Source organism: Streptomyces longwoodensis (assembly GCF_001514125.1).
GTDB lineage: Bacteria > Actinomycetota > Actinomycetes > Streptomycetales > Streptomycetaceae > Streptomyces > Streptomyces longwoodensis.
Genome location: NZ_KQ948550.1, coordinates 906,514 through 928,563, shown reverse-complemented (window position 1 = coordinate 928,563; position 22,050 = coordinate 906,514). Strand labels below are relative to the sequence as shown.

Sequence of the window (22,050 nt, the reverse complement as noted above, 5' to 3'; positions counted from 1 at the left end):
TTCCATGGCGCTGCTGCCGAGACCGAGGAGGTGCCCATGCACTTACGAGGGTTGAGCGCGAGAAGACGAACCTGGGCGGTCACCGCGACCGCCGCGGTCGTCGCCGGACTGCTGTCCGCCCCGGCGGCCACCGCGGGACCGGCGCCCGAACCACCCCTGACAACGATGTCCATCCCGTCGCCGCCCGGTTCCGCGGACGTACGGGTGCTGCTCTTCCACGGGTCCGCGGCGGAGGGTGAGGAGTCGCCGCTCGTGAACGCCGGCATCGAGGCCGTCGAACGGATCGGCCTCACCGGCCCGGCCGACCAGCGCTTCACGGTGGAGGCCACCGGCGACCCCGCCGTCTTCACCAGCGCCGACCGGCTCGGCCGGTTCAACGCCGTGGTCTTCCTGACCGGCGGCGGGGACGTCCTGGACGCGGAGCAGGAAGCCGGCCTGGAGGCGTACATGGAGGCCGGCGGGGGCTTCGTCGGCATCCATGACGCGGCGCGCGCGGAACCGTACTCGGACTGGTTCACCGGGCTGATCGGCGCCCGCCCGTCACCCTCGAGCCCCACGGCCGTACAGCGGGCGGTCGTCGAGGTCGGGGACCGGCGGCATCCGGCCACCCAGGACCTGCCCGCGCAGTGGAAGCGGCCCGACCAGTGGCCGAACTGGGTGAAGAACCCGTCCGGGGACGTGCACACGGTCGCCCGGGTACGGGAGTCGACCTACCGGCCGGGGGCGGGCGCGAACGGCTGGGACCACCCGATCAGCTGGTGCCGCGACTACGACGGCGGCCGCTCCTTCTACACCGGCATGGGCGGCACGGTCTCCTCGTACGACGAGAGCGACTTCCGCGCGCACCTGCGCGGCGCCCTGCTGTGGACGACCCGGCTGGTGCAGGCGGACTGCAAGGCGACCATCGCCGGCAACTACAAGGCGCAGCGGCTGACTCCACCCAACCAGCCGGGCCGCAACGACCAGATCGGCGAGCCGCACGGCCTGGTCACCGCACCCGACGGACGCGTGCTGTACATCGGCCGCGGCGGCGCCGACGCCTCGCAGGCGGTGGTCACCGACTGGAACGACCCCGCCGTCGGCAAGGGCACGGGGCAGGTCCACGTCTACGACCCGAGGACCGGGAAGGTCACCCTGGCCGGGGAGTTGACGGTCTTCGGCAACAAGGGCGGCGGCGACGAGCTGGTCAAGGTGGAGGAAGGGCTGCTCGGCATCGAGCTGGACCCGGGCTTCGAGCGCAACGGCTGGGTGTACCTGCACTACACGCCCCACGCGCGGATCGACCGCGCGACGCAGATGGCGGAGCGGCGCGTGTCCCGCTTCACGCTCGACCTCGCGACGAACCGGCTCGACCCGGGCAGCGAGAAGGTGCTGCTGGCCTGGCCGGTGCAGATCCACAGCTGCTGCCACGCGGGTGGCGGGATGGCCTGGGACTCCCAGGGCAACCTGTACATCGCCACCGGTGACAACAACTCCAGCGGCTTCAGCGACGGTTACTCGGGCAACAACCCGCAGCCGAACTACAAGGGCGTGTCCTTCGCGGACGCGCGCCGCACCGCCGGCAACACCCACAACCTCAACGGCAAGATCCTGCGCATCCACCCGGAGCCCGACGGGACGTACACGCTGCCCGAGGGCAACCTCTTCACGGGCCGGGAGACCGCCGAGGGCGGCGGCAGGACGCGCGGTGAGATCTACGTGATGGGGGTGCGCAACCCGGCGCGCATCTTCGTCGACAAGTCGACCGACGTCCTCTACGCGGGCTGGGTCGGCCCGGACGCCTCGGCGCCCTCCCCCGTCTGGGGCCCGGCCAAGTACGACACCTTCGCCGTCATCACCCGGGCGGGCAACCGGGGCTGGCCGTACTGCATGGGCAACAAGCAGCCCTACCGGGACCGCAACCTGCCCGACCCGTCGAAGCCGCTCGGCTGGTACGACTGCGACCACCCGAAGAACGAGTCACCGAACAACGACGGCCTGGTGAACCTGCCGCCGGTGACGGGCAACAACATCTGGTACTCGCCGCAGGGCGGCGGCCCGGACTACCCGCGCGACGCGAACGGGGTGCCCACGTACCGGCCGGCGGACGCCACCTACCGGCTGCCCTGGCTCAAGGGCGGCGGCCAGGCGGCGATGAACGGCCCGGTCTACCGGTACGACGCCGCCGCGGGCCCGGCCAAGTGGCCGGCGTACTGGGACGGCAAGTGGTTCGTCGGCGACTTCTACGACGCGGACCAGCCGCGCAACGCCGTCCTCATGGACCCGGCGACCCAGGGCGACGGCGGCCTGCCGGTGCACGCGGAGTCGCTGAAGCGGATCGTGCCCGTCGGCAACGACGGCATCAAGAACCTCATGGACTGGAAGTTCGGCCCCGACGGCGCCCTGTACGTCCTCGACTACGGGCGCGGCTTCTTCACCTCGGACGCCAGGTCGGCGCTGTGGCGGGTCACGTACACGGGCGGCGGTCCGACACCGGCCGCGGGCCAACTCGCGAGGGGAGCGGGACAGTGAGGGGTCACCGGAGAGTCCTGACGGCCCTGCTGGCCGGTCTCCTGCTGCTGCTCGGCCTGCCCGCCGCCGCCGAGGCGGGGCCGGAGGCTCCCGGCGCGGCAGCACCCGGGGCGCCCGCCGCGGCCCAGCAGGTCCTCACCTGGACCGCGGGCGACGACATCACCCGGTACGCGTCGGTGCCCGCGACGGCCGTCGCGGGTCCGGCGACCATCGTCTTCGAGAACAGCGCGGCCACCGGCAGCACCACGGGCATGCCGCACACGTTGACGTTCGTGACGAGCGATCCCGAGTTCAACGCCGACGTGGAGCTCAACATCCTGGCCAACCCGAACGACGACCGGGGCGGCCGCCACACCGCCGAGGTCACGCTGAGCCCGGGCCGCTACCTCTACCACTGCACGATCCCCGGCCACGGACAGATGCAGGGCGTCCTCGTGGTGACCGAGGGCGGCGGCGAGGACACCACGGCGCCCGAGACGTCGGCGGCGGTGACCGGCACGCGCAACGCCCAGGGCGCGTACGTAGGTTCGGCGTCCGTCGCGCTCACCGCGACCGACGCGGGCGGCTCCGGCGTGGACCGCGTGGAGTACGCGCTCGACGCCGCGGACACCTGGCAGCCGTACACCGCGCCGGTCGTGGTCGACACGGTCGGCTCGCACACGCTGCGCCACCGGGCCTTCGACAAGGCGGGCAACGCCTCCACGGAGAAGAGCGTGACGTTCACCGTCGTCGCCCCGCCCTCCGACGACACCACGGCGCCGGAGACCTCGGCGACCGTGACGGGTGAGCGCGACGCCGACGGTGCCTACCTCGACATGGCGACGGTCACCGTGTCCGCCTCGGACACCGGGTCCGGCGTCAACACCGTGGAGTACGCGGTCGACAGCGGCTCCTGGCGTCCGTACACCCAGCCGGTGATGGTCCATCAGGTCGGCGCGCACACCGTGCGGTACCGGGCCACCGACAAGGCGGGCAACGCCTCCGCCGAGAAGAGCGTCGCGTTCACGGTGGTGGCCACACCGCCGCGGGACACCGTGCCGCCGGTCACGGGCGCGACCGTGGAGGGCACGCGCGACTCCGACGGGGCGTACGTCGGCAGCGCACGGGTCACGGTGGCGGCGACCGACGGCGGCGGGTCGGGGGTCGACCGGATCGAGTACGCGCTCGACGGCGGCCCCTACCTCGCGTACGGCGGACCGCTGGTGGTCGACCGGGCCGGGGCCCACACGGTGGCGTACCGGGCCACCGACAAGGCCGGCAACACCTCCGCGGCCCGCACGGTCGGCTTCACCGTGGTGGCCGGCGGCGGGGTCCCCGCGCCGCCCTGCCCCGAGCACGACGAGCGGCTGACGGTCGTGGTCGGCACGGTCGACTCGGGCGTGCGCAACCGGGTCACCGACAACCGGTGCCGGATCGGCGAACTCGTCGAGGACGAGAAGGAGTGGACGTCCCAGGCGCTGTTCCTCAAGCACGTGACGACCGTGCTGGACCGGCTGCTGCGCGAGGGCGCCCTCGACCGGCGCGAGTACGACGCCGTCCAGGAGGCGGCCCGCAGGTCCGGCATCGGCACGCCGGGCCACACCGAGGGCTACCGCACGATCCTGGACGCCACCCCGGAGTCCTTCGCCCGCTGGGAGCAGGTGGGCGGCGGCTCGTTCGCGCGGAACGCCGACGGCTCGGTCACCAGCGGCACCACCGCGCCCGGCCTGGGCATGCTGTGGTACCCGAAGCGCAAGTACGGCGACTTCTCGCTCAGGCTCCAGTGGCGGGACGACGCGCCGGGCACCGGCAACGCCAACTCCGGTGTCTTCGTGCGGTTCCCCTGGGTCCACGACCACCCGGAGGAGTCACGGCCCGAGTGGGTCGCCATCAAGTTCGGGCACGAGGTGCAGGTGTTCGACCAGCCCGACGGTGACGCCTACAAGACCGGCTCGGTCTACGGCTTCGACCGCGTGGGTCTGGCCGGCGCGGGTGTGACCCAGAAGGGCACCTGGAACGACTACGAGGTCCGCGTGGTCGGCCAGCACTACTCGGTCTACCGCAACGGCGTGCTGATCAACGAGTTCGACAACCTCGGCGGGCAGGAGTTCAGTCCGCCGCGCGCGGACGACCCCGGCACGGACGGGCGGCGCTTCGCCTCCGGTTACGTCGGGCTCCAGGTGCACAGCACGTCGGACGTGGTGTCGTACCGCGACGTACGGATCAAGGAGCTGTAGACGCCGAGGAGTCGGGCCGGGTCGGGTTCAGGAGTCCTTCCTGGCCCGGCTCGGCTGGACCCGTCGGGGCTCGCCCGGCATCTTCGGGTACTCCGGCGGGTACGGCAGGTCGCCCAGGCCGTGGTCGTGCTCGTCGCGGCGGGCGAGGTCGAGCAGGGCCTCGAGCGAGTAGCGGTGGTCGTCCATGTCCGCGTGCACGTCGCCGAGTTCGGCGAAGCGCGCGGGCATGGTCGCGAGGTCGAAGTCCTGCGGGTGGGCGACGCCGACCTCCTCCCAGCGCAGGGGCGCGGAGACGGGGGCGTGCGGGCGGGGGCGCACGGAGTAGGCGGAGGCGATCGTGCGGTCGCGGGCCGTCTGGTTGTAGTCGATGAAGATCCGCTCGCCCCGCTCCTCCTTCCACCACTTGATGGTGACCCGCTCCGGCATGCGGCGTTCCATCTCCCGGCCGACGGCGATGGCGGCGCGGCGGACCTGGGTGAAGGTCCAGCGCGGTTCGATGGGCACGAAGACGTGCAGGCCCCGGCCGCCGGAGGTCTTGGGGAAGCCGCGCAGCCCGCCGAACTCGTCGAGCACCGCCCGCAGTTCGTGGGCGGCGCGGGCGGCGTCGTCGTAGTCGGTGCCGGGCTGCGGGTCGAGGTCGATGCGCAGTTCGTCGGGACGGTCGACGTCGTCGCGGCGCACCGGCCAGGGGTGGAAGGTGAGCGTGCCGAACTGGGCGGCCCACACCACCGCTCCGGCCTCGGTCGGGCACATCTCGTCGGCGCTGCGCCCGCTGGGGAAGGTGATGTGGGCGGTCGGGATCCAGTCGGGCATGTTCTTCGGCGCCCGCTTCTGGAAGAAGTTCTCCCCGCCCACGCCCTCGGGGTAGCGCTCCAGGGTGGTCGGCCGGTCGCGCAGGGCGCGCAGGATGCCGGGGCCGACGGCGATGTAGTAGCGGGCGAGGTCCAGCTTGGTGAAACCGCGCTCGGGGAAGAAGACCTTGTCCGGGCTGGACAGCCGTACGGTCCGGCCGCCGACCTCCAGTTCCACCGCGTCACCCATGCGAGCCACGGTAGGCGTACCCCGCATACCTCGCACATCGGGCGCCAGGGGAGGTACGGGCGCAGAATCGACGCATGGATCTCCCGGTGATGCCCCCTGTCCTGCCGATGCTCGCCAAGGCGGTCGCGTCGATCCCCGCGGACATGCAGTACGAGGCGAAGTGGGACGGCTTCCGCGCGATCGTGTTCCGCGACGGCGACGAGGTGGAGCTCGGCAGCCGCACCGGCAAGACCCTGACCAGGTACTTCCCCGAGCTGGTGACGGCGGTGCGGGAGCGGCTGCCGCGGCGGTGCGTGGTGGACGGGGAGATCGTGATCGCGCGGGAGGGGCACCTGGACTTCGACGCGCTGACCGAGCGGATCCACCCGGCCGACTCGCGGGTGCGGACGCTGGCGGAGCGCACACCGGCGTCCCTCGTCGTGTTCGACCTGCTGGCCCTCGGGGACGAGTCGCTGATGACCGCCCCGCTGACCGAGCGGCGGGAGCGGCTGGAGCGGGAGCTGTCGGGGGTGGCGGCCCCCGTGCACCTGGCGCCCGCGACCACCGACATCGAGGTGGCGCGGCGCTGGTTCGAGGAGTACGAGGGGGCGGGCCTGGACGGGGTGATCGCCAAGCCGCTGACCGTCCGGTACCGGCCGGACGAGCGCGCCATGTTCAAGGTCAAGCACGAGCGCACCGCGGACGTCGTGGTCGCCGGCTACCGGCTGCACAAGAGCGGTCCTGTGGTGGGCTCGCTGCTGCTCGGCCTGTACGACGACCGGGGCACGCTCCAGCACGTGGGCGTGTCCGCCGCCTTCACGATGAAGCGGCGGGCGGAGCTGGTCGAGGAGCTGGAGCCGCTGCGCCTGGACGACGTCTCGGGGCACCCGTGGGCCGCCTGGTCCGAGGAGTCCGCGCACGAGACGGCACGGCTGCCGGGGGCGCCGAGCCGCTGGTCGGGCCGCAAGGACCTGTCGTGGGTGCCGCTGTCGCCCGAACGGGTGGCCGAGGTGGCGTACGACCACATGGAGAACGGGCAGCGGTTCCGGCACACCGCCCGCTTCCGCCGCTGGCGCCCGGACCGGACCCCCGAGAGCTGCACCTACGCGCAGCTGGAGGAGCCGGTCCGGTACGACCTCGCGGAGATCCTGGGCACCTGAGCGGCCCGGGGGCTCAGGGCTGCATCAGCACCTTGACCGCGCCGTCCTGCTTGCGCTGGAACATCTCGTAGGCCTGCGGGGCCTCGGACAACGGCACCCGGTGGGTGGCGAACTCGTCGACGCCGAGCGGGTCCTCGTCGGTGAGGTACGGGAGGATGTCGTCGGCCCAGCGGCGGACGTTGGCCTGGCCCATCCGCAGCTGGATCTGCTTGTCGAACATGGTCAGCAGCGGCAGGGGGTCCGCCATGCCGCCGTAGACGCCGGAGAGGGAGATGGTGCCGCCGCGGCGCACCAGCTCGATGGCGGTGTGGAGGGCGGCGAGCCGGTCGACGCTGAAGCGCTCGGCCATCGGGCCGCTCAGCTTGCGCGGCATGACGGCGGCGGCGTTCTGCACCAGCTTGGCGATCGCGCTGCCGTGGGCCTCGGTGCCGACCGCGTCGATGACGGCGTCCGGGCCGCGCCCGTCGGTCTCGTCGCGGATCGCCTCGACCAGTTCCTTCTCGCTGTCGAACGACCTGAGGTCGAACGTCTCCACGCCCCGCGCGCGCATCCTGCTCAGCCGCTCGGGCACCAGGTCGACGCCGAACACCCGCCCGGCACCGCGCAGTTGGGCGATGCGGCAGGCCATGTCGCCGATCGGCCCGAGGCCGAGCACGGCGACGCTGCCGCCTTGGGGGACGTCCGCGTAGGCGACCGCCTGCCAGGCGGTGGGCAGGACGTCGGACAGGTAGACGAACCGGTCGTCGGCCGGCCCCTCGGGCACCTTGATCGGGCCGAACTGGGCCTGCGGGACGCGCAGGTACTCGGCCTGGGCGCCCGGCACCGCGCCGTACAGGCGGGTGTAGCCGAACAGGGGCGCGCCCATGCCCTGGCTCCTGACCTGGGTGGTCTCGCACTGCGTGGGCAGTCCGGTCAGGCACATCCAGCAGGTGCCGCACGCGATCTGGAACGGCACCACCACCCGGTCACCGACGGCGAGGTCCGGCACACCCGCGCCCACTTCCTCGACGATGCCCATGGGCTCGTGGCCGAGGATGTCGCCGGGGGTCATGAACGGCGTGAGCACCTCGTACAGGTGCAGGTCGGATCCGCACAGCCCCGAGGAGGTGATGCGGATGATCGCGTCCGTCGGCTCCTCGATCCTCGGGTCGGGCACCTCCTCGACCCTTACGTCCCGCTTTCCCTGCCAGGTCACTGCCTTCATCGCGCCGTGCTCCCTCCGCCGAGTCGGGGCCCGGATCACCGGGTTCCGGGTGTCGCCGGGTACCCACGGGTCCGGCTGCCGAACCGCGGGGCGCCGCGGCCGGTGAGCGATCACGACTGATCCGGTATGGCCAGAAAGCGTCACCCGAGCGCACAATCGACACCACGACCACCAACGGGGTGACGCCGGTGGACAAGGCACACGGACCGCGCACGCGGCGGAGCACGTTCGGGCCGGCCCTGCTGGCCGCCGCGCTGGCCCTCGGCCTGGCGGCCGGCTGCACGAGTTCCCGGGGCGCGCTCCAGGACAAGCCGGGCGGCAGCCGCTCCCCCGCCGCCAGCAGCTCCGCGTCCGCCAGTCCCTCGCCCCGCACGCCCCCGCCCGGCCCGGTCCTGGCCGTGAAGATCGACAACGCGCCCGCCGCCCGCCCGCCGACCGGCCTGGACGCCGCCGACGTCGTCTACGCCGAGCAGGTCGAGGGCGGCCTGAGCCGGCTGATGGCGCTCTACGCGACGAAGCTGCCGCCCGCCGTCGGGCCCGTGCGCAGCGCCCGGGAGTCCGACCTGGAGCTGCTGGGCCAGTTCACCCGGCCGGTGCTGGCGTTCTCCGGCGCGCAGGGCAAGCTGCTGCCGCTGATCGACCGGGCCCCGCTGACCGCGGTGACGCCCGAGGAGTCGTCCGGCGCCTTCTACCGGGGCGCGGACCGCGCCGCCCCGCACAACCTGTTCCTGCGGCCGAAGGCCCTGGTCCCCTCGCCGCCCGGCGCGGCCGCGCTCACCACCGGCTTCCGCTACGGCGCCGCGCCGCCCGGCGGCACCCCCGAGAAAACCCGCAGCGTGCGCTTCCCGGCGGCGCGGTTCACCTTCACCTGGTCGCCGGACCGGGCCCGCTGGCTGGTGGCCATGGACGGCCGGGCGAGCGTGACCTCCGGCGGACGGCGGGTGGCCGCGGCGACGGTGGTGGTGCAGTACGTGACGGTCCGCGGCTCCCGCTTCCACGACTTCCTCGGCAACACCACCCCGTACACCCGGACCGTCGGCTCGGGACGGGCCATGGTGCTGCGCGACGGCCGGGCCTTCGACGCCGCCCGCTGGGAGCGCCCGACGGCCACGGACGGCACCCGCTTCACGACCCCGGACGGCGCGGCGATGACGTTCGCCCCGGGGCAGGTGTGGGTCGTGCTCGCGGCGGCGCCGGGCGGGGGTGGCTCCCGCTAGTCCTGGGGGCTATGCCTCGACGGAGGCGGGCGCGGGTGCGCCGGTCATGGCGGCCGCGGGCTTGCGCAGACCGGACAGGAGATCGCGGCCGAGCACGACGCGTACCAGGAGCGGGTCGCCCGGGGCGCGGCCGGGGAGGTGTGGCCGTGCCGGTCAGTGGTGTTCCAGTGCTCCCAGGCCCGCCAGCGCCCGCTCCGCCTGGACCGCGACGGCGTCGGCGCCGCACGAACGGGCCAGGGTCAGGCCCCGGTTGAGCTCCGCGGCCGAGCGGGACAGGACGCCGTACTCGACGCGGGCCGCCGCGTGTTCGTACTGGCAGGGTGACGCTTCCAGGTAGGCCACCGCCTGGGCGGCCAGCCCGACCGCGCGCCGCCCGGTCTCCAGTGCGGCGGCACAGCGCAGCGCCTCGCCGATCGCGGTGTCGGTGCCGAACCGCTCGGCCTGCCGACGGACGTCGGCGGCGAGCCGTCCGGCGCGCTCCGGGTCCTCGGTGGCGAGGGCGCGGGCCAGGTCGACGGCCCAGGGCACCACCACCGGGTTGAGGTGGCCGCGGGCGGCGGCCGCCTTCTCCGCCTCCTGGAGTTCGTCGATCCCCTCCTGGGCGCGGCCGACGGCGAGCAGCAGCCGGCCGCGCACCGAGCGCGGGTCGGGCAGCACGATCGTGGACGGGTACGGCGGCGCGAAGCCCGACTGCTCGGCGACCCGCCAGGCCTCGTCGACGTGGCCGCGCGCGATGAGCGTGTCGACCAGGTTGCAGGTCGCCGACCAGTACAACGGCAGTCCGCGGCCGACGCGTTCGGCCAGCCGCAGCGCCTCGCGCAGGGACGTCTCGGCCGCCCGCAGCCGGCCGCGCCTGCGGTGCCCGAGGCCGACGTAGGCGTGGGCCAGGGCGAGGTGGCCGCCGCCCCAGCCGGCCGAGTCGTAGGCGCGCAGCGCGTCGGTGAACAGGGCGTCGGCGCGGTCCAGCCGGTCGGCGTAGGCGTAGGAGCTGGCCAGCATCATCGGCAGCTCCAGGCCCCACTCCTTGTCGGTCCAGTCGAGGCCGGGCGCCAGGCGGCCGTTGACGAGGGCCCGGTCGCACAGTTCCACGACCTCCTCGGCGCTCTCGCCGTGGGTCATGGCGTCGAAGCCGCGCAGGATCAGCAGCGCTCGCTCGGCGTTGTCGCGGCCGGTGCAGGTGGAGGCCAGTTCGGCGAGCCGCTCGGAGCGGCCGGGGCCGCTGTTCTCACCGGCGTACAGGCCCTCCCACATGAACTGCACGGCCTGCAGCCGCATCCGCGCCGGTCCGGGACCCAGGCGCGCGGCCTCCGCCTCGACGGTGCGGACGGCCTCCTCCAACTGGTCGTTGTGCAGCAGCGCCTGGGACAGGCGGTGCACGGCGTCGACCCGCTCGGGCCCGTCCAGGCCCGGCATGGACAGCGCGGCCCGGAGGTGGGCGATGGTGCGGGAGGGCGCGGTGAGCAGGGTGGCGCAGCCGAGTTCGTAGAGCACGCGGGCGTGGACGTCGGGCGGGGGCGGCTCGGCGAGGGCGCGTTCCAGGCAGCGCAGGGCCGCGTCGGGAGCGCCGACGGCGAGGTGTTCGGCGGCGGCCTCGCGCAGTTGGGCGACGAGTTCCTCGTCGCCGTCGGGGTGGACCTGGAGCAGGTGCCGGGAGGCGGCGGCCAGGCCCTTGCCCGCGTCGGTGACGACCTGCGCGGCGATGCCGTGCATCGCACGGCACAGCGCGTCGGGCACGGAGTTGTAGACGGCGCTGGCGATCAGCGGGTGCACGAAGACCAGGTCGCCGTCGTCGACCGGGCCGGCCGCGAGGTCGGGGGTGGTGAGGATGCGGGCGCCCTGCAGGAGTTGGGCGCAGCGGTGGGCGTCGTCGATCCCCATGCCGGCCAGCAGCGCCACCTGTTCGACGGTGATCCCGGCGCCGAGGATGGCGGCCGCCCAGGCGAACCGGGTCGCGTCGATGCCGAGCCCCTCCAGGCGGGCGACCAGTCCGCCGCCGCGGGCCGACTTGTTGAGCGGGCGCAGTTCGGGCGCGGACGCCTCGGTCGGCTCCAGCTCGCTGTCCTGCACCTTGGCGAGGAGTTCGACGGTGTCGTACGGGTTGCCGCCGGTGACCGCCCAGACCTCGCGGCAGAAGGGGGCGTCGGCGTGCTCGCCGACCGTGGCGCGGGTGAGCCCGGCGACCGCGTCGGGGGTGAGCGCGCTCAGGGCGGCCACGGACCGGCCGGCGACGGCCGAGACCGCCTCGAGGTGCCGGGCGCGCTCGCCCGCGGCCTCGCCGTTGCGGCAGGCGAGGACGACCAGGACCGACAGGTCGTCCAGGCGCTGCGCGAACGCGGACAGCCAGCGCAGGGTCTCCAGGTCGGCCCAGTGCGCGTCGTCGATCAGCAGCACCAGCGGCCACTCGCGCCGGGCCAGCCGCCGCACGGCGGCGACCAGGCCGTCGGTGACGCCCTGCGGGTCGGGCGCCTACTCGCCGGGGTCCGCTATGCCGAGGGCGGGACCGGCGATGTCGTACCAGTCGCCCAGGTACTCGCGGGCCTCTTCGGGGAGCATCGACAGCAGCGCGGGCTGGAGGAGTTGCCGCACGACGTTGAAGGGGACGGACTTCAGGGTCTCGCCGCCGCGCGCGGACCACACGGTGCAGTGCTGGGCCTCGGCGACGCGCTGGGTCTCGGCCAGCAGGGCGGTCTTGCCGAGGCCCGCGTCGCCGCGGAACACCAGCAGGCGGCCCGAGGACGACCGGTCGGTGCGCAGCTCCCGGACCGCCTGCACGATGGCCGCGACCTCCGTGTCGCGCTCCCACAGGGAACCCGGGGCGGCCCCCGCGGGCCGTACCTCCGTCATCCCGCTACCTCCCCGCATCGCCCGAACGACGTACAGAACCCGAGCGTAGCCGCCCGGGGGTCCGGGCGGAGCACGGTCCGGCGAGGAGGTGCCTCGACGGGTGACATCCGCACGGGCCGGCGCGGCCCGGGCCTGCGCGGGACCGCCGGCGTCGTCAACGCGGCGCGCATGGCGCGCAATTGACGACCGGCCCGCCGTCCGGCACACCCGCGGCCGGGGCGGAACGGGACCCAGCGGGACGCCACCTGGGTCGTGGCTCCGCCGGCGTCCGCCGGGCCGCGCCGACCGGGCCTCTCATCCGTCTTTCACCGACGCCTCATACGGTGGGGGCATGACGCAGGTGACTCCCCCCGGGTGGTACCCCGACCCCGGGCAGACAAGTGACGGTCCCGCCACCGAGCGCTGGTGGGACGGCAGGGCGTGGACGGACCGGACCCGCCCCGCGGGCGCGGCCGCCGCATGGGGTCCGCCGGCGCAGACGCCGGCCCCGGGACCGGCGCCCGACCACCCCACGATCACGGCGTATCCGGTCCATCCCGGGTACCCCGCCCAGCCCGTGGGGCCGGCCCCGAAGCGCGGGCTGCGCACCGGCATAGCCGTGGCCGTCGCCGTGGCGGTGCTGGCGAGCATCGGGGTCGGCGTGTACGCGCTGACCAAGGACGACGGCGGGGACTCCGGGCCGGGCACCGCGCAGGGACCGGGCGGCCGGGGCGGACCCGGCGGCCCGGGCGGTCCGTTCGGCGACTCGGGCGGATCGGGCGGCAACGGCGGTCCCGGCGACGGCGGTTCGGGGGGCAACGGCGGTTCCGGGGGCAACGGCGGTCCGGGCGGCTCCGGCGGCGCGTCGCCCTCCCCCGAGGGGTCCGAGGCGCCGAAGCTCAAGAGCGGTGCGGTGCCGGACCCGGTGAACGGCATCAGCATCCCCATCCCGGACGGCTGGACGGGGCAGCAGAGCGGGCCCGGCGCGCAGGTGACGTCCGACACGACGTACGACTGCCCCGGCGACGCCTCCAAGTCCTGCACCAAGGGCGGGGTGTACTCCGCTCCGGCCGAGCTGCTGAAGACGGCCGGCAGCACCGCCGAGCAGGTGGCCAAGGCGGACATCGCCGCGAACGCCGAGGAGTCCTACGGCGGCACCACCTACGGGAAGATCACGTCGCACCAGGTGCTCGCCTCCAAGGCCGTGACCGTGGCCGGGCAGAAGGGCTACCTGGTGCGCTGGAAGGCGGTCACCAGCAAGGGCGCCGACGGCTACGTCGAGTCGCTGGCGTTCCCCGCCCCCGCCGACAGCAGCCGGCTGGTGGTGCTGCGGTTCGGGCTGGACGCCGACCAGGAGGTGTCGGTCATCGACACGATCACCCGGGGCATCAAGGTGTCGAAGGGCGGCGGGGACGGCCGGACCGTCTGACGGCCGCCCGCCGGCCACCGCGTCCCGGCCCGGGCCCCGGCCGGGAAAGGTCCGGCCGGGTGGGGTTCCCCTCCGCTCAAAAGGGAGCCCCACCCGGCCGGGGGGTGCGCGCCGCCCCCGTCCCCACGGTGCGGCGCGAGCAGGTCACCGTCCAGTCATCCCGTGGACGGCGACCCGGTCCTAGGTGAGGCCCAGCGCGGGGAGCACCGCGGCCTCCACGAACCGCTCCAGGAAGTCGGCGTCGGCGTACTTCCCGTCGAGCACGGGGCGCACGCGCAGGACGCCGTAGAACTGGGCGGGCACGAACTCCAGCGCCGGGTGGTCGGGCGGCACCTCGCCGCGTTCGACCCCGCGCCGCAGGATGTCCTTCAGGGCCGCGACCTCCGGCTCGACGAGCGCGTCGCGCAGCGCCCGCTGGAGCTCCGGGTCCTGCATGACCGCGTGGCCGAGGGCCTGGAGCAGCTGGGTGTCGTTGCCGGCCCACTGGCCGCCCGCGCGTGCGGCCTCGCGCAGGTCGCCGGCCAGGCTGCCGGTGTCGATGCCGGCGAACCGCACCTGGCGGCAGGAGCGCAGGGCGGCGGCGACGAACTGCGGCTTGGTCTTCCACTGCCGGTAGAGCGTGGACTTGCTGCACCGGGTGGTGGACGCGACGCCCTCCATGGTGACGGCGTCGTACCCGCACTCGCGGATCTGGTCGAGGACGGCGTCGAAGAACTCCTGCTCGCGCTCGGGCGTGAGCTTGGAGCGGCGCGACGCGGCGACCGAGTCCGGTCCGTCCGCGGCCTGCGACGTCATCGGTCTGTCTCCTCGCTGTTCGTCCGGTCCCGACCGGGCGGCCCTCGCGCCGGTCGTCGTGCGTGCCTCCAGTGTGGCGCACATCAATCGATACGCCAGTGTACCGGTACCCGATCGTATCGGTACACTGGCGTATCGGTACGATCTCGTATCGATCAGATGACCGCACCACGAAGCAGCGCGCGCACCACGCGCACCACAGGCACCACCAGATGCACCACCACACGCACCACGTCAGCGAAGGGGCCGGGGGATGAATGCCCGCACCGAGCCTGCCGAAGCGGAGTCCGACGCGACACCGCGGCCGCCCATAGTCCGAGAGCTCCTGCTGGTCGCGGGGCTCTTCCTCGTCTACAAGGCCGGCCGCGGGCTCGCGACCGGGCACACCGGCGAGGCGTACCGCAACGCCCATGACGTGTGGGACGCCGAACGATGGCTCCACCTGCCCGGCGAGGGCTCGCTGCAGTCCCTCCTGCTGCACGGTGACGCCCTGGTGCACGGCGCGAACACCTATTACGCCCTCGTCCACTTCCCGGCCACGGCGGCCTTCCTGGTCTGGCTGTACCTGCGCCGCCCGGCGCACTACGTCTGGGCCCGCCGGGTCCTGGCCGCGGTCACCGCCGCCGCGCTGGTGCTGCACCTGACGTTCCCGCTGGCCCCGCCGCGGATGCTCGCCGAGGCGGGCCTGGTCGACACCGCGCGCGTGTACGGCCCCTCGGTGTACGGGCCGCCGCAGAGCGACCACCTGTCCAACCAGTTCGCCGCGATGCCGTCGCTGCACTTCGGCTGGGCCCTGATGGTGGCGATCGGGCTCGTCGTCGCCACCCGCTCCCGGTGGCGCTGGCTGTGGCTGCTGCACCCGCTGCTGACCCTGACCGTGATCGTGGGCACCGCCAACCACTACTGGCTCGACGCGCTCGTGGCGGGCGCCCTGCTGGGCCTGGCCCTGGCCGTCATCCGCCCGCCGCACCGCGCGGCGGCCGGCGTCGACGGCGACGGCGACGGCGACGACGACGGCGCCCGGCCGGAGCCGACCCCCGCACCGGCGGGCACGCAGCCGGCCGGCGGCCGGACACTCGTGGGGGCGGGGCGATGAGCGTCCTGGCCGTCGCCGTCGTCCTGTCGCTGTTCTCCGCCGTCGCCTACGCGGCCGCCGCGGTCGCCCAGGAGCGCCTGGCCTCCCGCTCCCCCGGTGTCGGCCTGGTCCGGATGCTGGGCAGCGGCGCGTGGTGGGGGTCGGTGGTGCTCAACGCCTCCGCCGCGCTGCTGCACGTGGTGGCGCTGAAGTACGGTCCGCTGACCGTGGTGCAGCCGCTGGGCGCGCTCACCCTGGTCGCGGCCGTGCCGCTGGGCGCCCGGGTCGCGGGCCGGCGGGTCGGCGCGGCCGAGTGGCGGGGCACCGCGTACACCCTGCTGGGCCTCGCCGTGATCCTGGTCGCGGCCTCGGGTCCGGCGCCCGACGACGTGCTCAGCGTGCCCGAGGCGATCGCGGTCGCGGGCAGCACGGCCGCGCTGATCGGCCTGCTGGCCCGGCCCGGCGCGCGTCCCGGGCTGCGGCACGCGACCGCGTCCGGCTTCGCCTCCGGCGTGGCCTCGGCGCTCACCCAGACGGTCACGGTGGCCGCCACGGACCGCTCCGGGTCGGTGCTGGGCTTCCAAGTGGTCGGCGTGGCGCTGCTGGTGGCCGCGTTCGCCGCCGGCGGGCTGCTGCTGTCGCAGACGGCCTACCGGGACGGGCTCGGCGCCCCGCTGGCCGTGGTCACGCTCGCCAACCCGCTGGCCGCCGCGGTGATCGGCCTGTCCCTGCTCGGCGAGCGGCTGCGCGGCGGTCCGACCGGCGTGCTGCTGGCCCTGGCCGGGGCGGCGTTGGCGTCGTGGGGCGTGGTGCTACTGTCGCGTACGGCGCCGGAGCCGGTGCCCGACGGGGGGCGCGCCGCCGGTGCGGCCGACGGGGGCGCGCTCGCCGCGGAGGACGGGACGGCCGTCGGCCTCGATGAGGAGCACCCCGTCGCCGCCGTGCTGGCGCTCGACGCGGCGTCGGCTCCGCCCGACCCCGTGCCGGTGCCCCGGCCCGCGACCGGACCGGGGCACCTCACGCCGCTGTAGGCCGGGCCCCTCGCACCACCGGGGCCGGGCCCCCAGCACTGGGGGGCCGGGGCTCAGCCGAGGCCGCGGGAGTCCTGCTTGAGCGCGGTGTCGACGGTCAGGGCCGTGGCGACGACGAGGCTCAGCAGCGGCTCGGGCAGCTGGTAGTGGATCTGCAGGACGTAGTTGTCCGCGGTCGTGAAGAGCGTCTTCGCGAGGCCCTCCCAGGTCTTGGTGATCCGGGCGACCTCGTTGTCCGCGTGGTCGACGATCGCGAAGTTCCAGGCCCGCCAGTTCTCCGCCTTGATCGCGCCGACCTGCTGCCCGTTCGCCGTCATCGCGAAGTTGATCTTCCCGAAGACGTTCTGCTGGACGATCTCGCCGACCGGCTGGCCGTCCGGCCGCTCCACGATCACCCGCGACTTCAGGAACTTCGCGGGCCGCGTCAGCCGCAGCACCGGCCGGCCGTGGGCGTCGCGGATCTCCAGCTTGTGCGTCAGGTACTGGTCGATGCTCGCGAGGAAGCGCACGACCTTGCGCAGGGCGCTCTGGCCGACCTGGACGACGGAGCCGAGCTGGTTGCCGTGCTGGTCCATGACCGTGTACTCGTTGGTCAGCTCGATCAGCTTGGCCTTCTGGTTCACCACCAGCACCGGCTCGCTGAACAGGGTGCCGCCGCCGGGGCCGCCCGCGGCGACCCCGGCCTGCTGCTGGACCTGGCGCTGCACCCGCGGGTCGGGTGCCGCGGGCTGGGCCGGGACGTGCGGCGCGGCCGGGGGCTGCGCGGGCGCGGCCTGGGCCTGCTGGTCGGCGTGGGTGTGGTCGGTCCACCGGGCGCCGTCCCAGTAGCGCAGCGTCTTGGCCGCGCCGTGCGGATCCGGGTACCAACCAGCAGGTGTGTTCGAATGCGTGGTCACCGGGGCACACTACCCCGGCCCGGGCGGATCCCCACCGCCGTCCTCACTCGGTCACGATCGCGGGGTCGCTGACGCCCGGCCGGCCGTTCTCGACGTGCCCGGCGAAGCGCCGCACGAAGGTCGACTCGGCGTCGGAGGTGACGGTCAGGTCGTACCACCGCTTGCTGGCGCTGAGGTCGACGACCCGCTTCAGCACGTCCCCGGGCCGCACCCGCACCGTGGTGCGGCGGCCCCGGTATCCGTCCGTCACCGTCAACCGGGCCGTCCCCGTGCCCTTGTTGGTGAAGGTGAGCTCGACGTCGTCGCCGACGTGCCGTGCGACGACCTCGGCGCCCGCGGACCGGTTCGCCCCGGCGAAGGAGCGCACGAAGCCGTTGGGGCCGTGCACGGTGAGGTCGTACGCGCCGCCCGAGTAGGCGGAGTTCCAGGTGTCCGAGACGGTGCGCCCGGCCCCGGTGGTGTAACTCCACGGGCCGTCGGTGCGGTTGCCGGAGGTGACCAGGAAGGCGGCACCGGCGTGCGGGCCGGAGGCGAAGGTGAGCGTGAGCTTGCCGGCCGCCGCGTCGACGGTGGCGTCCACGGAGGGGACGTACCGCAGCGCCCGGGCGGGCCGCAGCCCGCGCTCCTGCTTGGGCAGCACGCCGTGGGCGGGCGGGGTGGGCACGTAGTCGGGGTGGCGCAGGCGGTCCGGCGGCGCGTAGCCGTCGGTCTCGGGCAGGGAGACCGGCCGGGTGTCGCCGCGGGAGAAGTCGAAGGCGGCGGTCAGGTCGCCGCAGACGGTGCGGCGCCACGGGGAGATGTTCGGCTCGTGCACACCGAAGCGGCGCTCCATGAACCGGATGACCGAGGTGTGGTCGAACGTCTCGGAGCACACCCAGCCGCCCTTGCTCCAGGGCGAGACGACGAGCATCGGCACGCGCTGCCCGAGCCCGTAGGGACCGGCGACGTGACCGGTGCCGCCCGTGAAGACGTCCGGGCCGACGTCGACTGTGGACCTGCCCTGCGCGGCGGAGGCCGGCGGGAACGGCGGGACGAGGTGGTCGAAGAAGCCGTCGTTCTCGTCGTACGTGATGAACAGGGCGGTCTTCGCCCACACGGCCGGGTCGGCGGTGAGCGCCTCGATGACCTGGGCGATGTACCAGGCGCCGTAGTTGGCGGGCCAGTTGGGGTGCTCGGTGAAGGCCTCGGGGGCGACGATCCAGGAGATCTGCGGCAGCCTGCCGCCGGTGACGTCGGACCTCAGCCGCTCGAAGAAGCCCTCGCCGGTGCGGGCGTCGGTGCCGGTGCGGGCCTTGTCGTAGAGGGGGTCGCCGGGGCGGGCGTTCTGGTACTGGGTGAAGTACAGCAGCGAGTTGTCGCCGTAGTTGCCGCGGTAGGCGTCGGGGATCCAGCCCCAGGAGCCCTGGGCGTCGAGTCCGTCGCCGACGTCCTGGTAGATCTTCCAGGACACCCCGGCCTCCTCCAGCCGCTCGGGGTAGGTCGTCCAGCTGTAGCCGGCCTCGTCGTTGCCGAGGACGGGCCCGCCGCCCTTGCCGTCGTTGCCGGTGTAACCTGTCCACAGGTAGTAGCGGTTGGGGTCGGTCGAGCCGATGAACGAGCAGTGGTAGGCGTCGCAGATGGTGAAGGTGTCCGCGAGGGCGTAGTGGAACGGGATGTCGCGCCGCTCCAGGTACGCCATCGTCGTGGAGCCCTTCGAGGGCACCCACTTGTCGTACTTGCCCCCGTTGAAGGCGGCGTGTCCGTCGTTCCAGCCGTGCGGGAGGTCCTGGATGAAGGCGAGGCCCAGGTCGTCCAGGTCGGGGCGGAAGGGCAGGACGTCCTTGGTGCCGTCGGACTGGTGCCACACCGAGGTGCCGTCGGGGCGGGTGACCGGGCGCGGGTCGCCGAAGCCGCGGACGCCTCTGAGGCGGCCGAAATAGTGGTCGAAGGAACGGTTCTCCTGCATCAGGACGACGATGTGCTCGACGTCCTCGATCGACCCGGTGCGGTGGTTCGCCGGCAGGGCGGCGGCGCGCTCGATGCTGGCGTTGAGCGCGGTGAACGCCGTGGTGGCGCCCGCGAGCTGGAGGAATCGGCGCCGGTTGACTTCGGGCATGGCTGGTGGACCTCTCGTCCTGACGGGCTGCGAACCGACCGGGTTCTGACGGGATGCGCGCGCAAGGAGTGTTCCAGCGGCACCGAACGCCACGGAAGGGTGCGGTGGCGCGGGCGTGAAGTCCGGCGGTACGCGAGGGGTGCGGAGCGACAGGACGTGACCCCGCGCTCCGCCGGTCCGTGGGTCCGCGTCCGCAGGCGGATCCGGGCGGCCGAGCGCGGGGTTCAGGGGCTCAGGAGGTCAGGTAGGCCTCCACCTCGCTGAACTGGCCCGCCGGCCAGCCGGTGTTGCCGGTGACCGTCAGGCGTAGGTGGCGCAGGTTCGTGTTCGCGGGCAGGGTGACGGTCGCGGTGTTGCCGGTCGCCGGGTCGAAGCGGTAGCCCTGGGCGCCGACGACCGTGCTGAACGACGACCCGTCGGTGCTGCCGAGGACGGCGACCGTCTCGGTGCGGGCGCCCCACGCGGAGGACGGCGGCAGCTTCAGCACCAGCCGCCGGACCGCGTACGGGGAGCCGAGGTCGACGGTGAGGGACTGCGGGAAGGCGTTGTTGGCGGACTCCCAGTAGCTGTTCGCGTCGCCGTCGACCGCCTTGCCCGGCGTGTAGACGTCCTGCGAGCCGGTGGCGGTGGCCGGCCGGCCCTTGGCGAGGTTGCGGTTCGGGTCGGGCTGGGGGTTGCTCTGGCCGGGCTGCGGCCAGGTCGAGCAGTCCGACCAGGTGCTGCTCCAGCCGGAGTTGCCGCCGCCGTCGGTGAGCGTGAAGGCACCGGAGTTCGCCGGGTAGGGGCAGTTGTAGACGCCGGCCGCGCCGACCTGGGTGGCGGTGACGTCGCGGAAGGTCGCGGCGCCCTGGGCCTCGGCCTGCACGACGACCGTACCGGTGTTGCGGACCGTGGCGCCGCTCACGGTGACCCCGCGCACGGGGTGTCCCTGTCCCCCGCCGGAGACGAACTCGAAGGCGCTGTAGGGGCTGTCGGTGATCGTGGTGTTGGTGATGTTCACCGTCGCGTTGACCGCGCTGTCGTAGGAGTCGACGCGCAGCGCGCCCATCGGGTGGTTCCAGTTGGGGTTGATCGCGCCGGTGCGCACGAGGGTGTTGCCGTCGACCGTGATGGTGCCGGCCAGCGGGGAGAACGGGTCGAGGAACTTCTGGTTGGAGATGGCGATGCCGCTGCCGAGGGCGTTGGTGTCGGAGACGAGGTTGTTGCGCACCGCGAGGTCGGTGCCGCCGTAGACGGCGATGCCGTTGGCCAGGTTGGGCTGGGTGATGGTGTTGTTGTCGAAGCTGCTGTTGGTGTCGGGCGCGTACAGCGACCACATGGCGAGCGCGTCGTCGCCCTGGTTGCGCAGGAAGTTGTTGCGGACCCGCACGCCGCGGGCGTTGCCGTTGAGGTTGAGGCCGTCGGCGGTGGTGTCGAGGATGCGGTTGTTCTCCACGACCAGGTTGTCGTTGTTCCCGGTCAGCCAGAGCCCGACCTTGAGGTGCTGGATCCACATGCCGGAGACCGAAGAGTTCGGGCCGAGCGAGCCGTTCACGAAGTTGTCCGGGTTGGAGTCGACGCGTTCGGTAACCTCGCCGATCACCGCGAAGTCCCTGATGCGGACGGTGCCGGCCGAGCTCGACTGGTCGATGAAGCGGGAGGTGTGCACGACGGAGTACCAGCTGCCGGCGCCCTGGAGGGTGACGTTCTGGACGCCGCTGAGGGACGAGGTGATCCGGTAGTCGCCCGGCGGGATCCACACGGTGCCGCCCTGGGCGGCGGCGATCGCGTCGCGGAAGGCCTGGGTGGAGTCGCCCTGGCCGCTCGGGTCGGCGCCCTTGGAGGTGACGGAGACGGACCCGGCGGGCTGGCCGGCGGCCGCGGCGACCTGTTCGAAGTCGGCGACGTCGACGGTGACCTGGGTGCCGGTGGACTCCACGGCGACCTTGTCACCGGGCTGGACGGTCTGCCCGAGCAGCAGGCGGGCGTTGTCGTAGAAGTGGTGGGTGCGCGAGCCCGCGATCCAGCCCGTGTCGACGTAGGAGTACTTCGAGGTGACGGCGAGGGTCCTGCTCAGCCGGGTGCCGTTGACGTAGACGTTGAGGGTGCCGGACTGGCCGTCCGGGACGCTGTAGGCGAGGTTCAGCGCGTTGGCCGTGCGGGGCACGGTGAACTCGACGCGCTGCCCGGCGGTGATCCGTACGGCCTGCCGGCCGGACGCCTCCGACGCGAGGGAGCCCTGCGTGACGTCGGGCCCGATGCGGGTGCCGGTGGTCGTCGCCGACTCGGCCTCCACCGAGGTGAACGGCAGGGTGGCGCCGGCGGCCGCCTGCGCGGGCACCGAGCCGAGCGCGACGAGGGTGCCGGCCGCGAGGGCGACGGCCGCCCCGGCTGAGGTGAGTGCTGTCATGCGCCTGACAGGCGGACGCTGGGAGCCATGAGGGGAGCGGGGCATGTGCTGGTCCCTTCGGGGGTGGGGGTACGGACGCGCACGGGTGCGAGGGGTGGGAAGCGGGAGGGGGGTGGCCGCGACGGGCGACGCATACTCAAGCACCGGCGACAGGAGTCCGCAAGATGTCGCGTGAAGTTTGTAATTTGC

Annotated in this window: 13 protein-coding genes and 1 pseudogene; 7 read left to right on the top strand and 7 right to left on the bottom strand. The window is 73.7% G+C overall.

Annotation, left to right across the window (positions count from 1 at the left end; all coding sequences use genetic code 11):
- Positions 1-36 precede the first annotated feature (36 nt).
- Together AQJ30_RS08905 and AQJ30_RS08900 are read left to right on the top strand one after the other, a co-directional pair.
- Positions 37-2,511 (top strand): ThuA domain-containing protein, encoded by a 2,475-nt coding sequence (locus AQJ30_RS08905; protein WP_067230771.1) that lies wholly within the window; start codon positions 37-39, stop codon positions 2,509-2,511.
- On the top strand, positions 2,508-4,727 hold the full coding sequence (locus tag AQJ30_RS08900; protein WP_067230769.1) for an OmpL47-type beta-barrel domain-containing protein: 2,220 nt from the start codon (positions 2,508-2,510) through the stop codon (positions 4,725-4,727). Before AQJ30_RS08905 ends, AQJ30_RS08900 begins: the two co-directional genes overlap by 4 nt.
- Positions 4,728-4,754: 27 nt before the next feature.
- On the opposite strand, the gene ligD is transcribed toward AQJ30_RS08900, so the two are convergent.
- Entirely contained in the window at positions 4,755-5,768 is a 1,014-nt protein-coding gene (gene ligD / locus AQJ30_RS08895) for a non-homologous end-joining DNA ligase (RefSeq protein ID WP_067230766.1), read from the bottom strand.
- Between the two features lie 74 nt (positions 5,769-5,842).
- Between ligD and AQJ30_RS08890 the strand changes: the two genes are divergently transcribed.
- Positions 5,843-6,907: an ATP-dependent DNA ligase gene (locus AQJ30_RS08890; RefSeq protein WP_067230763.1), complete on the top strand. Its 1,065-nt coding sequence runs from the start codon at positions 5,843-5,845 to the stop codon at positions 6,905-6,907.
- A 13-nt stretch (positions 6,908-6,920) separates the two neighbouring features.
- Here AQJ30_RS08890 and AQJ30_RS08885 read toward each other — a convergent pair whose 3' ends face one another.
- Positions 6,921-8,111, bottom strand: a complete 1,191-nt coding sequence (locus AQJ30_RS08885) for a zinc-dependent alcohol dehydrogenase (RefSeq protein ID WP_067230760.1) — start codon at positions 8,109-8,111, stop codon at positions 6,921-6,923.
- A 179-nt stretch (positions 8,112-8,290) separates the two neighbouring features.
- Between AQJ30_RS08885 and AQJ30_RS08880 the strand changes: the two genes are divergently transcribed.
- Positions 8,291-9,328 carry a DUF3048 domain-containing protein gene (locus AQJ30_RS08880; RefSeq protein ID WP_107119515.1) on the top strand — a complete coding sequence of 346 codons (1,038 nt, stop codon included), beginning with the start codon at positions 8,291-8,293 and terminating at the stop codon, positions 9,326-9,328.
- A gap of 153 nt (positions 9,329-9,481) precedes the next feature.
- Here the strand turns inward: AQJ30_RS08880 and AQJ30_RS08875 are convergent.
- Positions 9,482-12,172, bottom strand: a pseudogene (locus AQJ30_RS08875) (ATP-binding protein).
- Between the two features lie 331 nt (positions 12,173-12,503).
- Here AQJ30_RS08875 and AQJ30_RS08870 point away from each other — a divergent pair.
- The gene (locus tag AQJ30_RS08870; protein WP_067230758.1) at positions 12,504-13,580 is read left to right on the top strand and encodes a DUF2510 domain-containing protein; all 1,077 of its coding nucleotides are present in this window, start codon (positions 12,504-12,506) and stop codon (positions 13,578-13,580) included.
- A gap of 180 nt (positions 13,581-13,760) precedes the next feature.
- Here AQJ30_RS08870 and AQJ30_RS08865 read toward each other — a convergent pair whose 3' ends face one another.
- Complete coding sequence (locus AQJ30_RS08865) at positions 13,761-14,375, bottom strand: TetR/AcrR family transcriptional regulator (RefSeq protein WP_067230755.1); 615 nt, start codon at positions 14,373-14,375, stop codon at positions 13,761-13,763.
- Positions 14,376-14,628: 253 nt separating this feature from the next.
- On the opposite strand from AQJ30_RS08865, the gene AQJ30_RS08860 reads away from it, so the two are divergent.
- Both AQJ30_RS08860 and AQJ30_RS08855 read left to right on the top strand, forming a co-directional pair.
- Entirely contained in the window at positions 14,629-15,471 is an 843-nt protein-coding gene (locus AQJ30_RS08860; protein ID WP_067230753.1) for a phosphatase PAP2 family protein, read from the top strand.
- Positions 15,468-16,481, top strand: a complete 1,014-nt coding sequence (locus tag AQJ30_RS08855) for a DMT family protein (RefSeq protein WP_067230750.1) — start codon at positions 15,468-15,470, stop codon at positions 16,479-16,481. The genes AQJ30_RS08860 and AQJ30_RS08855 overlap by 4 nt, the downstream gene beginning before the upstream one ends.
- 53 nt (positions 16,482-16,534) lie before the next feature.
- On the opposite strand, the gene AQJ30_RS08850 is transcribed toward AQJ30_RS08855, so the two are convergent.
- The 3 genes from AQJ30_RS08850 to AQJ30_RS08840 form a co-directional block, all read right to left on the bottom strand.
- Complete coding sequence (locus AQJ30_RS08850) at positions 16,535-17,377, bottom strand: LURP-one-related family protein (protein ID WP_067230747.1); 843 nt, start codon at positions 17,375-17,377, stop codon at positions 16,535-16,537.
- Positions 17,378-17,420: 43 nt separating this feature from the next.
- Complete coding sequence (locus AQJ30_RS08845) at positions 17,421-19,472, bottom strand: phosphocholine-specific phospholipase C (RefSeq protein ID WP_067230744.1); 2,052 nt, start codon at positions 19,470-19,472, stop codon at positions 17,421-17,423.
- A gap of 232 nt (positions 19,473-19,704) precedes the next feature.
- Positions 19,705-21,861, bottom strand: a complete 2,157-nt coding sequence (locus AQJ30_RS08840; protein WP_211278944.1) for a discoidin domain-containing protein — start codon at positions 21,859-21,861, stop codon at positions 19,705-19,707.
- Between the last annotated feature and the right edge of the window lie 189 nt (positions 21,862-22,050).

Excerpts from the sequence above, each read along its gene's own strand:
- AQJ30_RS08860 (WP_067230753.1), top strand. The coding sequence starts at position 14,629 with ATGAATGCCCGCACCGAGCCTGCCGAAGCGGAGTCCGACGCGACACCG.
- AQJ30_RS08890 (WP_067230763.1), top strand. The coding sequence starts at position 5,843 with ATGGATCTCCCGGTGATGCCCCCTGTCCTGCCGATGCTCGCCAAGGCG.
- AQJ30_RS08855 (WP_067230750.1), top strand. The coding sequence starts at position 15,468 with ATGAGCGTCCTGGCCGTCGCCGTCGTCCTGTCGCTGTTCTCCGCCGTC.
- AQJ30_RS08865 (WP_067230755.1), bottom strand. The coding sequence starts at position 14,375 with ATGACGTCGCAGGCCGCGGACGGACCGGACTCGGTCGCCGCGTCGCGC.
- AQJ30_RS08840 (WP_211278944.1), bottom strand. The coding sequence starts at position 21,861 with ATGACAGCACTCACCTCAGCCGGGGCGGCCGTCGCCCTCGCGGCCGGC.
- ligD (WP_067230766.1), bottom strand. The coding sequence starts at position 5,768 with ATGGGTGACGCGGTGGAACTGGAGGTCGGCGGCCGGACCGTACGGCTG.
- AQJ30_RS08905 (WP_067230771.1), top strand. The coding sequence starts at position 37 with ATGCACTTACGAGGGTTGAGCGCGAGAAGACGAACCTGGGCGGTCACC.
- AQJ30_RS08870 (WP_067230758.1), top strand. The coding sequence starts at position 12,504 with ATGACGCAGGTGACTCCCCCCGGGTGGTACCCCGACCCCGGGCAGACA.
- AQJ30_RS08845 (WP_067230744.1), bottom strand. The coding sequence starts at position 19,472 with ATGCCCGAAGTCAACCGGCGCCGATTCCTCCAGCTCGCGGGCGCCACC.
- AQJ30_RS08885 (WP_067230760.1), bottom strand. The coding sequence starts at position 8,111 with ATGAAGGCAGTGACCTGGCAGGGAAAGCGGGACGTAAGGGTCGAGGAG.